General features: G+C 52.5%; 15 protein-coding genes and 1 other annotated feature. Of the genes, 5 read left to right on the forward strand and 10 right to left on the reverse strand.

Annotated elements, in window-relative coordinates; translation table 11 throughout:
- Positions 1 to 15: 15 nt before the first annotated feature.
- The 8 genes from pheS to FHW76_RS00790 form a co-directional block, all read right to left on the reverse strand.
- Positions 16 to 999, reverse strand: coding sequence for a phenylalanine--tRNA ligase subunit alpha (gene pheS, locus FHW76_RS00755; RefSeq protein ID WP_008804435.1), 984 nt, complete (start codon positions 997 to 999; stop codon positions 16 to 18).
- Between the two features lie 63 nt (positions 1,000 to 1,062).
- Positions 1,063 to 1,187 (reverse strand) — a sequence feature (Phe leader region).
- Complete coding sequence (gene pheM, locus FHW76_RS00760) at positions 1,138 to 1,182, reverse strand: pheST operon leader peptide PheM (protein WP_001386830.1); 45 nt, start codon at positions 1,180 to 1,182, stop codon at positions 1,138 to 1,140. (Overlaps the previous feature by 45 nt.)
- A 118-nt stretch (positions 1,188 to 1,305) precedes the next feature.
- Positions 1,306 to 1,662 carry a 50S ribosomal protein L20 gene (gene rplT, locus FHW76_RS00765; RefSeq protein WP_000124850.1) on the reverse strand — a complete coding sequence of 119 codons (357 nt, stop codon included), beginning with the start codon at positions 1,660 to 1,662 and terminating at the stop codon, positions 1,306 to 1,308.
- A gap of 50 nt (positions 1,663 to 1,712) precedes the next feature.
- Positions 1,713 to 1,910 carry a 50S ribosomal protein L35 gene (gene rpmI / locus FHW76_RS00770; RefSeq protein ID WP_001124225.1) on the reverse strand — a complete coding sequence of 66 codons (198 nt, stop codon included), beginning with the start codon at positions 1,908 to 1,910 and terminating at the stop codon, positions 1,713 to 1,715.
- Positions 1,911 to 2,006: 96 nt separating this feature from the next.
- Complete coding sequence (gene infC / locus FHW76_RS00775) at positions 2,007 to 2,549, reverse strand: translation initiation factor IF-3 (RefSeq protein WP_012967832.1); 543 nt, start codon at positions 2,547 to 2,549, stop codon at positions 2,007 to 2,009.
- Between the two features lie 3 nt (positions 2,550 to 2,552).
- Positions 2,553 to 4,481 carry a threonine--tRNA ligase gene (thrS, locus tag FHW76_RS00780; protein WP_008804433.1) on the reverse strand — a complete coding sequence of 643 codons (1,929 nt, stop codon included), beginning with the start codon at positions 4,479 to 4,481 and terminating at the stop codon, positions 2,553 to 2,555.
- A 432-nt stretch (positions 4,482 to 4,913) separates the two neighbouring features.
- Positions 4,914 to 5,147: a hypothetical protein gene (locus tag FHW76_RS00785; RefSeq protein ID WP_012541368.1), complete on the reverse strand. Its 234-nt coding sequence runs from the start codon at positions 5,145 to 5,147 to the stop codon at positions 4,914 to 4,916.
- Between the two features lie 270 nt (positions 5,148 to 5,417).
- Positions 5,418 to 6,176 (reverse strand): YdiY family protein, encoded by a 759-nt coding sequence (locus FHW76_RS00790; protein WP_008804431.1) that lies wholly within the window; start codon positions 6,174 to 6,176, stop codon positions 5,418 to 5,420.
- A 354-nt stretch (positions 6,177 to 6,530) separates the two neighbouring features.
- Here FHW76_RS00790 and pfkB point away from each other — a divergent pair, with 354 nt between their 5' ends.
- The 3 genes from pfkB to FHW76_RS00805 all read left to right on the forward strand — a co-directional run bounded on the left by pfkB (position 6,531) and on the right by FHW76_RS00805 (position 8,818).
- Positions 6,531 to 7,463 carry a 6-phosphofructokinase II gene (gene pfkB, locus FHW76_RS00795; RefSeq protein ID WP_008804430.1) on the forward strand — a complete coding sequence of 311 codons (933 nt, stop codon included), beginning with the start codon at positions 6,531 to 6,533 and terminating at the stop codon, positions 7,461 to 7,463.
- Positions 7,464 to 7,555: 92 nt separating this feature from the next.
- Complete coding sequence (gene ghoS / locus FHW76_RS00800; protein ID WP_008804429.1) at positions 7,556 to 7,840, forward strand: type V toxin-antitoxin system endoribonuclease antitoxin GhoS; 285 nt, start codon at positions 7,556 to 7,558, stop codon at positions 7,838 to 7,840.
- Between the two features lie 105 nt (positions 7,841 to 7,945).
- A complete protein-coding gene (locus tag FHW76_RS00805; protein ID WP_012541366.1) occupies positions 7,946 to 8,818 on the forward strand; it encodes a fructosamine kinase family protein in 873 nt (290 codons plus the stop codon).
- 41 nt (positions 8,819 to 8,859) lie between these two features.
- Here FHW76_RS00805 and tonB read toward each other — a convergent pair whose 3' ends face one another.
- On the reverse strand, positions 8,860 to 9,606 hold the full coding sequence (tonB, locus tag FHW76_RS00810; protein WP_022065331.1) for a TonB system transport protein TonB: 747 nt from the start codon (positions 9,604 to 9,606) through the stop codon (positions 8,860 to 8,862).
- 210 nt (positions 9,607 to 9,816) lie between these two features.
- On the opposite strand from tonB, the gene FHW76_RS00815 reads away from it, so the two are divergent.
- Complete coding sequence (locus tag FHW76_RS00815) at positions 9,817 to 10,113, forward strand: YciI family protein (protein WP_008804420.1); 297 nt, start codon at positions 9,817 to 9,819, stop codon at positions 10,111 to 10,113.
- Between the two features lie 271 nt (positions 10,114 to 10,384).
- On the opposite strand, the gene FHW76_RS00820 is transcribed toward FHW76_RS00815, so the two are convergent.
- The gene (locus tag FHW76_RS00820; protein WP_183476139.1) at positions 10,385 to 12,814 is read right to left on the reverse strand and encodes a glucose/quinate/shikimate family membrane-bound PQQ-dependent dehydrogenase; all 2,430 of its coding nucleotides are present in this window, start codon (positions 12,812 to 12,814) and stop codon (positions 10,385 to 10,387) included.
- 781 nt (positions 12,815 to 13,595) lie between these two features.
- On the opposite strand from FHW76_RS00820, the gene FHW76_RS00825 reads away from it, so the two are divergent.
- Positions 13,596 to 14,174 carry a YceI family protein gene (locus tag FHW76_RS00825; RefSeq protein WP_008804418.1) on the forward strand — a complete coding sequence of 193 codons (579 nt, stop codon included), beginning with the start codon at positions 13,596 to 13,598 and terminating at the stop codon, positions 14,172 to 14,174.
- Positions 14,175 to 14,547: the final 373 nt, after the last annotated feature.

The raw sequence follows: 14,547 nt of genomic DNA on the forward strand, positions 1-14,547 counted from the left end.
TGTTCTGTCCTGCCCTTATTTAAACTGTTTGAGGAAACGCAGATCGTTTTCGAAGAACGCGCGCAGATCGGTCACGCCATAACGCAGCATGGTCAGACGCTCCATCCCCATACCGAAGGCGAAGCCGGAGTAAACTTCCGGATCGATACCGACGTTACGCAGCACGTTCGGGTGTACCATCCCGCAGCCCAGCACTTCCAGCCATTTGCCGTTTTTACCCATCACGTCAACTTCTGCGGACGGCTCGGTGAACGGGAAGTAGGACGGACGGAAGCGCACCTGCAGGTCTTCTTCAAAGAAGTTGTTCAGGAAGTCGTGCAGCGTCCCTTTCAGGTTGGTGAAGCTGATGTTTTTATCAACAATCAGACCTTCCATCTGGTGGAACATCGGGGTATGGGTCTGGTCGTAGTCGTTACGATAGACGCGGCCCGGCGCGATAATACGGATAGGCGGCTGCTGGTTTTCCATGGTACGGATCTGAACGCCGGAGGTCTGAGTACGCAGCAGGCGAGTGGCATCGAACCAGAAAGTGTCGTGGTCAGCGCGCGCCGGATGATGACCCGGAATATTCAGCGCATCGAAGTTGTGGTAATCATCTTCGATTTCCGGGCCAGTCGCCACGGTAAAGCCGAGCTCACCGAAGAAACTTTCAATACGGTCGATGGTGCGAGTGACCGGATGCAGGCCGCCATTTTCAATGCGGCGTCCCGGCAGCGAGACGTCAATGGTCTCTGCGGCCAGACGCGCATTCAGCGCTGCGCCTTCCAGATCAGCTTTGCGCGCGTTCAGCGCCTGCTGCACCTGCTCTTTCGCTTCGTTGATGACCGCGCCGGCTGCCGGACGCTCTTCCGGCGGTAACTCACGCAGGGTGGTCATTTGCAGGGTCAGATGCCCTTTTTTACCCAGGTATTCCACGCGGACGTTGTCCAGCGCAGCAACATCTGATGCCTCGTTAATGGCTGCCTTGGCACTGGCAACCAGCTCTGCGAGATGTGACATGGTTTTCCTCATTATGTCGGTGCAGACACCGGTTATAGTGAAATTAATATCCCGAATCCATATACGAAAAAAGCCTCCACAGGGGAGGCTTTCTGGCGCTGTTTTCCGTTTCTTCTTTCACGCGCTAGCCTCCTGAGTTCAGGTGCTAAAGTAAAAAAAGAAGCGGAAAATAGCAGCATTCATGCTTGCATTACCTTGTCTGGTAAGAAACGTCAGACCTGTATTGAAAAGCCTGCGCCGATAAAAGTCAATGTATTGATGGTGTTGAAACGAAAAGAGGGAGACAAGCTCCCTCTTTCAACTGGCTTATGCCAGAGCTGCTTTCGCTTTTTCGACCAGAGCGGTGAACGCTACTTTGTCGAATACGGCGATGTCAGCCAGGATCTTACGGTCGATTTCAACAGAGGCTTTTTTCAGGCCATTGATGAATTTGCTGTAAGAAATACCGTTCTGACGTGCTGCTGCGTTGATACGTGCAATCCACAGTTGACGGAACTGACGTTTACGTTGACGACGGTCACGGTAAGCGTACTGACCAGCTTTGATAACAGCCTGGAAGGCAACGCGGTATACGCGAGAACGCGCACCGTAGTAGCCTTTAGCTTGTTTCAAAATTTTCTTGTGACGTGCACGTGCAATTACACCACGTTTTACGCGAGCCATGTGTGCTCTCCTGTATCTATTCTAAGTTAAAAAAGTTAAACGTTAACGACTTATGCGTACGGCAGGCACGCGATAACCAGGCCCAGATCGCCTTTGGAAACCATGGCTTTCGGACGCAGGTGACGTTTACGCTTGGTAGCTTTTTTAGTCAGAATGTGACGCAGGTTAGCGTGCTTGTGCTTAAAACCACCTTTGCCGGTTTTTTTGAAGCGCTTAGCAGCACCGCGTACGGTCTTAATTTTTGGCATCTTAATAACTTCCACTTCGCATTGTTAATAAACGAAACATAGGCGAACAACATCAGTGAAGCCCTAAGGCTCCACTGACATCGCTACTTGAAGGCCTTACTGTTTCTTCTTAGGAGCGAGCACCATGATCATCTGGCGGCCTTCGATCTTCGTAGGGAAGGATTCGACTACTGCCAGTTCACTCAGATCGTCACGGACGCGCGTAAGCACTTCCATACCGATCTGCTGGTGGGCCATCTCACGACCGCGGAAACGCAGTGTGATCTTAGCCTTATCGCCATCTTCGAGAAAGCGAACCAGGCTGCGGAGTTTTACCTGGTAATCACCATCATCGGTCCCAGGACGGAATTTAATTTCCTTAACCTGGATAACTTTTTGCTTTTTCTTCTGTTCCTTAGAAGACTTACTCTTTTCATAAAGGAACTTGCCGTAGTCCATGATACGACAAACTGGCGGTTCGGCGTTAGGGCTGATTTCAACTAAATCTACTCCGGCCTCTTCAGCCTTTTCGAGAGCTTCTCTCAGACTCACAATACCCAAAGCTTCGCCTTCCAGACCTGTCAAGCGAACTTCCAGGGCGCGAATCTCGCCATTGATACGATTCGGACGTGCCGTTTGAACTCGTTTTCCGCCTTTAATACCTTATTCCTCCAGTTGTTGAAGACTGCGGCTGCGAATCTCTTGTTGCAGCTTCTCAATCACTTCACTTACGTCCATGCTGCCGAGGTCTTTCCCGCGACGGGTGCGCACGGCCACTTTGCCAGCTTCGACTTCTTTGTCGCCACAGACCAACATATACGGGACACGACGTAAAGTGTGCTCGCGGATTTTAAAGCCAATCTTCTCATTTCTCAAGTCTGCTTTTACACGAATGCCCGCATTTTGTAGTTTACGCGTCAATTCGTTAACGTATTCAGCCTGAGAATCGGTAATATTCATGACCACTACCTGCACTGGTGCAATCCAGGTTGGGAAGAAGCCAGCGAACTCTTCGGTCAGGATGCCAATGAAGCGCTCCAGGGAACCGAGAATCGCACGGTGAATCATGACCGGTACCTGACGCTCGTTATTTTCGCCCACATAAGAGGCGCTTAAACGCTGCGGCAGAGAGAAGTCCAGCTGTACCGTTCCGCACTGCCATGCGCGATCGAGGCAGTCATACAGGGTAAATTCAATTTTCGGGCCGTAGAACGCCCCTTCGCCCAGTTGATACTCAAATGGGATGTTATTTTCTTCCAGCGCCACCGCCAGATCCGCTTCCGCGCGATCCCAGGTCTCATCGCTACCGATACGTTTTTCCGGGCGAGTTGACAGTTTGACGACGATCTTCTCGAAGCCAAAGGTGCTGTACATATCGTAGACCATACGAATACAGGCGTTCACTTCATCGCGAACCTGATCTTCAGTACAGAAGATATGCGCATCATCCTGGGTAAAGCCGCGAACGCGCATCAGACCGTGCAGCGCGCCAGACGGTTCGTTACGGTGGCAGCTACCGAATTCCGCCATACGCAGCGGCAGATCGCGGTAGGATTTCAATCCCTGGTTGAAGATCTGCACGTGGCCCGGGCAGTTCATCGGCTTGATGCAGTATTCACGGTTCTCAGAAGAGGTGGTGAACATCGCATCTTTGTAGTTGTCCCAGTGGCCGGTTTTTTCCCACAGCACACGGTCCATCATGAACGGACCTTTGACTTCCTGATACTGGTACTCTTTCAGTTTAGAACGAACAAAGGTTTCCAGTTCACGGAAGATAGTCCAGCCGTCGTTGTGCCAGAACACCATACCCGGCGCCTCTTCCTGCATATGATACAGGTCAAGCTGCTTACCGATTTTACGGTGGTCACGCTTCGCGGCTTCTTCCAGACGCTGCAGATAAGCATTCAACGCTTTTTTATCCGCCCACGCGGTGCCGTAGATACGCTGCAACATTTTATTGTTGCTGTCGCCGCGCCAGTAGGCACCGGCGGTTTTCATCAGCTTGAAGTGATGACAGAAGCGCATATTCGGTACGTGCGGGCCGCGGCACATATCGATATATTCTTCATGATGATACAGACCCGGCTTATCATCATGAGCAATGTTTTCGTCAAGAATAGAAACTTTATAGGTTTCGCCGCGCTTCACGAAGGTTTCACGCGCTTCGTGCCAGCTGACTTTCTTCTTGATGACATCGTAGTTTTTCTCGGCGAGCTCATGCATACGTTTTTCGAGCGCGTCGATATCTTCCTGAGTCAGGGTGTGGTCGAGGTCTACGTCATAGTAGAAGCCATTATCAACAACCGGACCGATAGCCATTTTGGTGTTGGGCCACAGCTGTTTAATGGCATGGCCTAACAGGTGCGCACAGGAGTGACGAATGATCTCCAGCCCTTCTTCATCTTTCGCAGTGATAATAGAGAGAGTGGAATCGGTTTCGATCGGGTCGCAGGCGTCTACCAGTTCACCGTTTACCCGCCCGGCAATGGTGGCTTTCGCCAGGCCTGGACCGATATCCAGCGCAACATCCATGGGGCTAACAGCGTGGTCAAAATGGCGTTGACTGCCATCAGGAAGCGTAATTACAGGCATTTTATGTCCTTATTTGCAGTGGTGCCCCGCACGAAAGAGCACATACAAAACTATATAATCATAATTATCATCAGGTTAAGGCGCAGTTCCCGCTTCACTCTGCGAAAATAGGAGGACGACCGGATAGACCGTTCCCGCCTGCCACCGCCTGCTGATAACACCGGGGAGTAGTTTACACATCATTGGTACGTGATTAAAGCCGCAAGCGTATAAATGATGGCGGAATGTGGAGAAAACAAGAGAGATTGAGATAAAAAGACGAATATCCTGCTACTGCAGGCGAGAATAATCCCCGGCAAAGCCGGATAATATTATTCGGACGTGATAGTAGAGACGCAATGATATTGCATACTTAATCTTTAACACAGCGCGTTAAACCGGTACCGCTCCACCCGGCTTAATTGACGTATGACGAAATAAAGGTCTGGTATATTATGACCACTCGCCGGCCACCAGCGTATGCACATTAAAGGCATCGCTCATGGATTGTCCGGTAGTTCGGGAACCGGGGGCGATATTCGAGCCAGCCTCAACGTCAGTCGCTTTGGCGATGCCAACCTGAGTATGGTCCTGGTTGCCTGATGGCGGAACGGGCGTGGCAGCGGATGCGCCAAAAGAAAGCACGCACAGCGCCAGGGCTGCGATGGTAAATGAAGTGTTTTTCATGATATTCATTCTCTTATTACGGAAGACAGACCGCGCGATTTCTCCGCCCGGACAGTGCATATCATTATAGATCCAGATCACATATTTGTCCGTCGAATATTTAGCTTTTCGTGTCAAATAGAATGAATATTTGTCAACAAACCGGGAATAATGGAGAAAAGATGGAGGGCTATTTCTTTTTATAAAAACTAAAACGAAAGGCCAGAAAAAATAATGGCACTCATTGCTAAATTTAAAACGAACAGGCCGGGGAAACCCGGCCTGAAAATATTACATTTTATACCCAAGGGACAGCGACGTCCGGCGATCGGTATGCTCCGGCGCAGAGGAAGGCGGTGCCGAGTTCCAGGTCACGTTGTAGGCGACCTTCAGCGCGAAATGGGCGTTAATCGCCACGTTTAACGCGCTCTCAGAGTTGACGGTGGTGTCCTCAGCGCCAAACACCGAGACCCCTTGCGTAAATTTGGCGTTATCGGTCATCTGCCAGGCCCAGGTGCCGGAGGCGTAACCCAGCGGCTGAGTATCGGTTTCTCCATCGGTAAACTCGTCATAGCGAACGCCAGGACCGAATTCAAACCGCAGGCTGTGCACCGGACCGTTGAGGATCTGACGACCATAACCCGCCGTCAGGACATCACGCTGCTGATAGCCATTATAGCGGTCGGTCAGCCAGCTCCCCTGACCAAAGATATAGTTCATATCGGTCAGGTTGTAGCGGCTACGCCCACCGACTGCATATTTTTCTGAGGATCGCTCATCGTTGGAAGAGGTGTTGCTGGCATTCCCCCACAGCGACCAGGCGGTGGTATTACCATACCAGGTCAAGGTGGAATCTGCCGTCATCGAGGAGTTTTTGGTGTTGCCGGACTGCGCCAGGTAGCCTGCGTTAACCACACCTTCGAAAGGTTTTTTAGCAGCGGAAGGGTCATCCATGACGGTAAATACAGAATCATCGGCCATTGCGCCAACAGACGCAAAAAGCCCCCCCGCCAGCATAACCGCTGCGGGTACTGTCTTTAAAAGCTTCATTATAACTCTCTAAAATACATTTTTTAGGACAGTACAAATGATGAACAGACACAACCTGCCCGCTCATTGAATTTAGCGTCCGTACAACATAAAAGAGACCTGAGGGTCCCGGAAACTTTCGCGAGGATCGCGGTGTGCAGGTCCTAAGAAAGGTAGCAAATTATAAAAAAGCACGAATAACATAGCAATCACTTACTCTTTCGTTTTTTGAATAAGACAGCTCCGGAAACAATCTTTATTTCATAATGAAAATACAGGCTTCTTTGCAAATCTCTCAGGAACATCACTTTCCCTCCCGGAGCCATCGTGCCATGCTTAAATAAAGCACAGTCGCCGTATTAAGGAGGAGAAGGAATGACCAAAATTTATACGTTAACGCTGGCCCCCTCGCTGGATAGCGCCACGCAGACCCCACAGATTTATCCCGAAGGTAAACTCCGCTGCAGCGCGCCAGTATTTGAGCCCGGCGGCGGCGGGATCAACGTTGCCCGTGCCGTGACCTTTCTTGGCGGCAAAGCCACCGCCATTTTCCCGGTTGGCGGCGCCACCGGCGAGCACTTAGCAGCCCTGCTGGCCGATGAGCAGGTGCCGGTCGAGACCGTCGAAACCCGCGACTGGACGCGGCAAAACCTGCACGTTCACGTGGCCGCCAGCGGCGAACAATATCGTTTTGTCATGCCCGGCGCAGCGTTGACGGATGATGAGTTCCGTCGGCTGGAAGAGAAAGTCCTGACTATCGAACCCGGCTCACTGCTGGTGGTAAGCGGCAGCCTGCCGCCAGGTATCAGCGTCGAAAACCTGATGCAACTGGTGAAAAATGCGCAACAGCAGGGACTGCGCTGCATTATCGACAGTTCCGGCGACGCGCTGGCTGCGGCGCTGGACGTCGGCAATATTGAGCTGGTGAAGCCGAACCAGAAAGAGCTCAGCGCCCTCGTACAGCGCGATCTGAGCCAACCCGATGACGTACGCCTTGCCGCCCAGTCGTTGATCCAGTCCGGTAAAGTACGCCGGGTGGTGGTTTCGCTCGGGCCGCAGGGGGCGTTAGGCGTTGACGCCAGCGGCAGCGTTCAGGTGGTGCCGCCTCCGATGAAAAGCCAGAGCACCGTCGGCGCCGGCGACAGCATGGTGGGCGCCATGACCCTGCGTCTGGCGGAAAACGCCGGGCTGGAAGATATGGTTCGCTTTGGCGTCGCTGCCGGTAGCGCCGCGACAATCAATCAGGGCACCCGTCTCTGCTCGCAGGCCAATACGCAAAAAATCTACGATTATCTCTGCGGTCGCTGATCTTCCCTGCCCCTCCGCGCTGGCGGAGGGAGCCACGATATTGGCTGGATGGTCTATGCTGGAAAGGCTATGGATAACAATGGGGTGTAGAGATGAGCAATGAGATAACCGCCTGGGTCGTCAGCGTCACCTTTCACGAACAGGCGCTGACGGAGATCAACGAGGTCAGCAACCACTTTACCCGCGCCGGGTTCGTACTGACGCTCAATGATGAAGACGGCAATCCCCATGAGCTGGGGACCAACACCTTTGGCCTGCTCAGCGCCCAGGATGCTGATGAAGTTAAGGCCCTCAGCGCAGGGCTGGCGGAATCGGCTCTGGGCCGCCCGGCAGAGATTACGGTCAGCACATTCGCCGAGTGGTTAAAAGCTCAATAAGTGCGTTTAACGCAACGGAAAGCGTCAGTTGTGCGTCAGTTCCAGGTTTACCCGGTAGCAGTGCGCTAACCTTATGATATGGTGGAAAACATGGGGAGAGACAGCATGTGGCAAGCAATCAGTACACTTTTACGCGATTGGCATTCCGAAAACGCTGAAATCGAACTGAAAACCGAGCTGCCCGGTGGGGAAATCCATTCGGCCTGGCACTTACGCTTCGGCGGGAAAGATTACTTCGTGAAATGCGACGAACGTGAGCTTCTGCCCATCTTCACCGCCGAGGCCGATCAGCTGGAATTGCTGTCGCGAAGCAAAACCGTTCGCGTGCCGCAGGTCTATGCGGTCGGCAGCGACCGTGACTACAGTTTTGTGGTCATGGAATACCTCCCTCCCCGTCCGCTGGATGCGCATAATGCCTTCCTGCTCGGCCAGCAGTTAGCGCATCTGCACCAGTGGAGCGATCAGCCGCAGTTTGGTCTGGATTTCGACAACGATCTTTCCACCACGCCGCAGCCCAACGCCTGGCAGCGTCGCTGGTCGGTGTTCTTTGCCGAGCAGCGTATCGGCTGGCAACTGGAGCTGGCGGCGGAGAAAGGGCTGCACTTTGGCGATATCGATACCTTAGTCGATGTGGTTCAGCAGCGGCTGGCCAACCATCAGCCGCAACCTTCACTGCTCCATGGTGACCTGTGGTCCGGTAACTGCGCCTTAGGACCAGATGGCCCCTATATCTTCGATCCGGCCTGCTACTGGGGCGATCGCGAGTGCGATTTAGCCATGCTGCCGATGCACCCGGAACAACCGCCGCAGATCTATGACGGCTACCAGTCCGTTTCACCGCTGCCAGCAGGTTTTCTCGATCGCCAGCCCATCTATCAGCTGTACACCCTGCTGAACCGGGCGATTTTGTTTGGTGGCCAGCACCTGGTGACGGTCCAGCAGGCGCTGGACGATGTATTGACGGAAAAAACGCGTTAGACAAGACTCACGGCGGACCCCTGGTCCGCCGCAACGCATTATCAGTTGATCTCGACCCCACTCAGACGGAATTTGATAGTCATCGTCACGCCGGTTCCCGGTCTTGCCTGCTCGTAACGCCATCTGCGCATCGCGCTTTTCACTTCGCGCTCAAACATATTGGCCGGCTGGGCAGAGAGGATCTGTAGGTTGTCGATTCGGCCATCTGGCGTCACGTCAAACTTCACCCGTACCGTCCCTTCGATGCGCAGCGCCTGGGCGCGGGCCGGATAGGTCGGCTGGACACGGCTGATCGCCCGCGGGCCGCTCGGGGCAGTAACGGTGGGTTTGGCGGCCGCGGTCGAGGTGCTTGGCGCGGTGCGCGCTGGCGTCGTGTTGTTGTTTTCAAACGGCGAGGCCGGACGCGGCTCTGCTGCCGGCTTCACGTCCCGCTTCGGCTGCTCAACCTTTTTCTCCGGCTTGGGTTTCGGTTTGGGTTTAGGCTTCGGCTTCGGTTCCGGTTTATGGATCACCACCGGCGCCTCTTTCGGCGGTTCAGGCACCACCTCGGGTTCCGGCTCAGGATCAGGTTCGACAACGGGCTCCACGACTGGCTGTGCCGCCGGGGGCGGTTCAAGATCGGCCGGCGCGACCATCGTAATCTCAATCGGCTGCGTCGGAGAAGGCTGTTCAATAACCTGATGTACCGAGGTATAAAGCAGCCCCGCCACAACGGCACCGTGGATAGCCACGGACAGCAGCGTTGGCCACGGGAAGCGGCGAGGTAAATCAAGGGTCATTGCGCTCATAGTCGTTTCTGTTGAAAAATGATGCTCCGATTTTAAATGCAAATAGCAATCATATTCAATAAGGCGTATTAACCTGAGTCAATTTTTGCCACCATTTGCAGAAAAAAGCCGCGTCGGCAGCGCATTCGACACCGGTATGCATCTTTGCATTGCAGTCCAAGGCGGTTTAACTTAACGTAATTCGCCTGATTATTGATAAGGAGCTTTGCCGTGCTTTACGTTATCTACGCTGAAGATATCGCCGATTCTCTGGAAAAGCGGCTCTCGGTTCGCCCTGCGCATCTCGCGCGTCTGCAACTCTTACACGATGAAGGCCGGCTGCTTACCGCCGGGCCAATGCCGGCCGTTGACAGCAACGAACCGGGCGCAGCAGGGTTCAGCGGCTCAACGGTGATTGCCGAGTTTGAGTCGCTGGAAGCGGCGCAGTCCTGGGCCAATGATGATCCGTATATTGCGGCTGGCGTCTACCGCCAGGTCTCTGTTAAGCCTTATAAGAAAGTGTTTTGATAAATATTCCCTGCTATTTTTCTGGTTAGCCATAAAAAAGACACCAGGCCATCAGATTAAAGGGCGCATTTTGGTACACAACATTAAAATGTCGCCCTTTTCCATCACGCGAAAAGTTTGGCTGTTCTCTCACTGACATGTCCTGTACAGGGTCAGATCCCCTCTCCTGCCTCAACATCGTCGCCTAACGCCTCACCATCCCTGCATTAATATCAAAAGCCCCCGCTGTCCGGCGGGGGCCTCTGATCGTTATCGCTGATCCAATTATCTGTTACTTATCGAGCGCATAGGCAATCACGTAGTCACCGCGATCCGGCGACTGGCGGGCTCCACCGGCGGAAATCAAAATGTATTGTTTGCCGGTCTTCGGCGAAACATAGCTGATGGGTCCCCCCTGGCTTCCTACCGGAAGACGGGCTTTCCAGACTTCTTCACCCGTAGATGAATCGAAGGCGCGCAGGTAATAGTCCTGGGTTCCGGCAATGAACACCAGGCCGCCCTGAGTTGCCAGGGTTCCACCCAGCGTCGGCATACCGATCGGCATCTGAGCACGCATTTTTATGCCAAACGGACCGGTATCCTGGACGGTACCGACCGGCACCTGCCAGACGATTTTCTGTGTTTTCAGGTCAATCGCGGACAGCGTACCAAACGGCGGTTTCTGACATGGGATCCCCAGCGGCGACATGAAACGGTTTTTGTTGACCGAGTACGGTGTTCCTTTCATCGGGACCGCCCCCATCCCGGCGTTCACCGCTTCACCACCGGTGTTAGCCACCGCGCTTTGTGGGTCCTGCTTAATCAGCTGCACCCACAGACCCAGACGCATATCATTGACGAAGATATAGTGGTTGTTCGGATCGGTAGACAGGCTGCCCCAGTTCATTCCTCCCAAAGAGCCCGGGAAGCTGAGGGAAACATCGGTCCCCGGCATGGTGTACAGCCCGTCATAACGCATCGATTTGAAGCTGATACGACAGACCAGCTGATCAAACGGCGTTGCCCCCCACATATCAGATTCTTTCAGGGTTTCCGCCCCAATCTGCGGCATCCCAACAGAGCGCGGCTGCGTCGCCGGATACTGTTCATTGGGGATATCAGCCGGTTTCACCGGGACCTCTTTCACTTCGGTAAGCGGTTGACCCGTCAGGCGATCAAGTACATAGATTTGACCCGCTTTGGTCCCCACCACCACGGCGGGTTTGTTGCCCTCTTTGGTCGGGAAATCGACCAGGCTTGGCTGCATCGGGACATCGAAGTCCCACAGATCGTTACGCACGGTCTTGTATACCCACTTCTCTTTCCCGGTGGTCGCATCCAGCGCCAGGATTGAAGTGGCGTATTTGTGATCGCCCTGAATACGGTCCGCGCCCCACAGGTCAACAGAGGAGCTCCCCATCGGAATAAAGAGGGTATTCATCGACGCATCCCAGGACATGGGCGCCCAGGAGTTAGCGGAACTGCGTTTGTAATGTTCCCCCGGTTGCAGAACATGATTGGGATCCGGATTACGCGGATCAAATGCCCAGCGCTGCTGGCCGGTAATCACGTCATAACCGCGCACCACGCCGCCAGGCATGTCAGTACTGACGTTATCCGCCACGCGGCCTCCAACCACCACCGTGGTGCCAGCCAGCGTCGGGGCTGAAGTCAACACATAGCTTGGATCTGCCGCTGCGCCCATCCCTTCTCGCAGATTCACGCTGCCGTTCGTCCCGAAGTCCGGGCAGAATTGGCCGTTATCTGCGTCTAAGGCGATCAATCTGTCATCAATCGTATTCATCAGGATGCGACGCTGGCATGCTGCACCTGGCGCGACCTGTGCCGGCAGAACCGGTGTGGAGCCTGCCACAGTGGGCTGCGTCAGTGGCTTCGTCGCATCAAAATACGCCAGGCCTCGGCAGCGCATCCAGATGGCGGATTTCGCATTAATTTCCGCTCTCCAGATCTCTTTTCCACTATTGGCATCGACGGCGATCACATTGTTATGCGGGGTACAGAGGAAAACACGATCGCCTACCTGCAGCGGTGTTTGCTGATCTTCTGCGCCATTGCCATCCGGGCTTAACGGGGTGTCGCCAGTATGGAAGGTCCAGACGGGTTTCAGGTTTTTTACATTGTCACGCGTGATCTGGTCCAACGCCACAAAGCGGCTACCGCCGGCAGTATTGCCGTAGTGGTCCCAGTTTTGCTGTTTAACGTCTTCTTTTACCGGCACCAGCGGTAATTTCTCGCCGCTGAACGCCACTGTGGGATGGGGCTGATACATCTGAACAAAGGTGACGCCCATGGCGATAACCAGAACAACGCAGACCCCCCATGCCCCTTTGGTGCTGTAAGGCTTTCCTTCATGCTTACGTAGCGCAGGCCAGGTGGCCGCCGCCAGCAGCATCAACCCGGCGGGTACCATCAAACGGGAAACGAGCGGCCAGAAGTCGAAGCCGGCATCAAACAGTGCCCAAATCAGGGTACCCACGAATACCAGAGCAAACAGCCACACCGCGGACGACCTGCGGCGGAAAAACTGAATCGCGGCGAGCAGGGTAATAACCCCGGCAATAAGGAAATACCAGCTTCCCCCCAGGGAAACCAGTTTATAACCGCCGATGACAAAGAACAGGCCTGTCGCAAGCAGTATCACGCCGACCAGCAGGCACCACAGGCCTAACCAGCCGGATGAGCGGGGATTCGTATCTGACATAATAACTCTCCTGATAACACCATGAAATAAAACTATTTCTTATTTAACTATCGATGTTTTCCCCGCAGTAAGCCAAACGGCATAAATGAAGCATAATGCCGGGATAGAAAATGGCGATAAAACACCGATGTCGGGAATTATATTTAATTGTTAATAAATTGTGTAAGTCCGTTATGTAAGATCTTGTATTTTATTTATTTATTGATTGTTTTTTGCGCGACACTATTGTGATAAAGCTAAAAAAACGCCAGGAAGGATTAAAAAGAAATGACTACAACAAATAAATAACACAGAATAATATATCGACATTTATTCATTTCACATCGACATTAGATTGGATAAATGCCTAATTTATGGTTATTGCTCTTTTTTTACATTGACTGGATAAGCATGTTGATGCGGGTAATTTCTCCCTGCCGATATTAAGCCATGGAATAAACGGGGATTAATGTCCGGTTTTCGCAAGGTACTGAACCGGTCTTAAACAACCTTCCTGCATTCAGGCTCGCGGTGATTTCTCTCCCCCGGAAAATAACCCCGCAATGATATAACCACACACAATATACTGACATGGCCCAATAAAAATCTCACCGTCAGGTTAAAATTGCCGATGATCATTTTTTAACTTCTATTAATTGCCTTGCGTAAAGTTCACGCCGCGTTACTGTAGGGTTATTCGTGCTTGATTAAAAATTTTGAAAGGGAATAACAAATGTTTTCAATAAGACTTCCCTCTTTTTAAGCTACCCTTTGTGTACTTGCCCATTTTGAGGAATTTTTTGTGAACGTTCTGAAAAAAACAGCATTTCTTTCTCTGCTTGCCTTATATATCCCTGTATCACAAGCTGCGGCGACGGAATATAACCTGGATCCGCAGCACACGTCGGTGGTTATTGCCTGGAACCATTTCGGTTTCTCTAACCCTACCGCCTATATCTCTGATGTTTCAGGGAAATTATCTTTTGACAAAGAAAATCCTGAAAAATCTTCTGTTAGCGTTACTCTGCCGGTAAAAACCATTGACACGCATGTCAAAGCGTTAACCGATGAATTTTTAGGCAAAGAATACTTTGATGTCAAAACGTTTCCCGAGGCTACTTTCCGGAGTACCAAAGTGGAAAGCAAGGGCGACAATAAATATGATGTCGAAGGTAACCTGACCATTAAAGGCATCACCAAACCGGTAGTTCTGCATGCAACCCTCAATAAGCAGGACATGCATCCAATGGTGAAAAAAGAGGCGATTGGATTTGATGCAACAGGGGTAATCAAACGTTCAGACTTCAAGCTTGATAAGTATGTGCCCGCGGTAAGTGATAACGTGACCATCACTTTATCCACTGAAGCCTATGCAAAATAAAGTAATGCACGCGTAATAGCGTGCATTTTATTCAGGCGCGTTATCCAGACAACCGTTCTGAAAGGCAAACAAACAGGCGCAGATTATTTAAGACCAGGAGCGGCACGCTTAGCCTCATGCGCCATGATCTGACTGCGCCTGTTTCATCATTCTTCTCAACTTACTTCAGGCTGCATCTGCTGGCCAGTGTGGGCATGCATTCGACAGCGCCGCACCTGTCTGGGTAACAATAAATACTGCATGGCAATTAATTCCTGTGGCGGCAGGAATAGGTTCTGCCTGAAACAAACCGCCCGGAATAACGTGACATGCCTATTTTAATGAGACGTGAAAGCAAGCCAGGCGCAAACTGTCGTTGCACCGCAGTCGAGCA

Source organism: Klebsiella sp. RC2 (assembly GCF_014192815.1).
Classification (GTDB): Bacteria; Pseudomonadota; Gammaproteobacteria; order Enterobacterales; family Enterobacteriaceae; genus Klebsiella; species Klebsiella variicola.

Bases quoted from the DNA above. Each gene is read 5' to 3' on its own strand.
- ghoS (WP_008804429.1), top strand. From the start codon at position 7,556: ATGAGCAATGAGATAACCGCCTGGGTCGTCAGCGTCACCTTTCACGAA.
- rplT (WP_000124850.1), bottom strand. From the start codon at position 1,662: ATGGCTCGCGTAAAACGTGGTGTAATTGCACGTGCACGTCACAAGAAA.
- FHW76_RS00790 (WP_008804431.1), bottom strand. From the start codon at position 6,176: ATGAAGCTTTTAAAGACAGTACCCGCAGCGGTTATGCTGGCGGGGGGG.
- thrS (WP_008804433.1), bottom strand. From the start codon at position 4,481: ATGCCTGTAATTACGCTTCCTGATGGCAGTCAACGCCATTTTGACCAC.
- FHW76_RS00820 (WP_183476139.1), bottom strand. From the start codon at position 12,814: ATGTCAGATACGAATCCCCGCTCATCCGGCTGGTTAGGCCTGTGGTGC.
- FHW76_RS00785 (WP_012541368.1), bottom strand. From the start codon at position 5,147: ATGAAAAACACTTCATTTACCATCGCAGCCCTGGCGCTGTGCGTGCTT.
- rpmI (WP_001124225.1), bottom strand. From the start codon at position 1,910: ATGCCAAAAATTAAGACCGTACGCGGTGCTGCTAAGCGCTTCAAAAAA.
- FHW76_RS00805 (WP_012541366.1), top strand. From the start codon at position 7,946: ATGTGGCAAGCAATCAGTACACTTTTACGCGATTGGCATTCCGAAAAC.
- pfkB (WP_008804430.1), top strand. From the start codon at position 6,531: ATGACCAAAATTTATACGTTAACGCTGGCCCCCTCGCTGGATAGCGCC.
- tonB (WP_022065331.1), bottom strand. From the start codon at position 9,606: ATGAGCGCAATGACCCTTGATTTACCTCGCCGCTTCCCGTGGCCAACG.
- pheS (WP_008804435.1), bottom strand. From the start codon at position 999: ATGTCACATCTCGCAGAGCTGGTTGCCAGTGCCAAGGCAGCCATTAAC.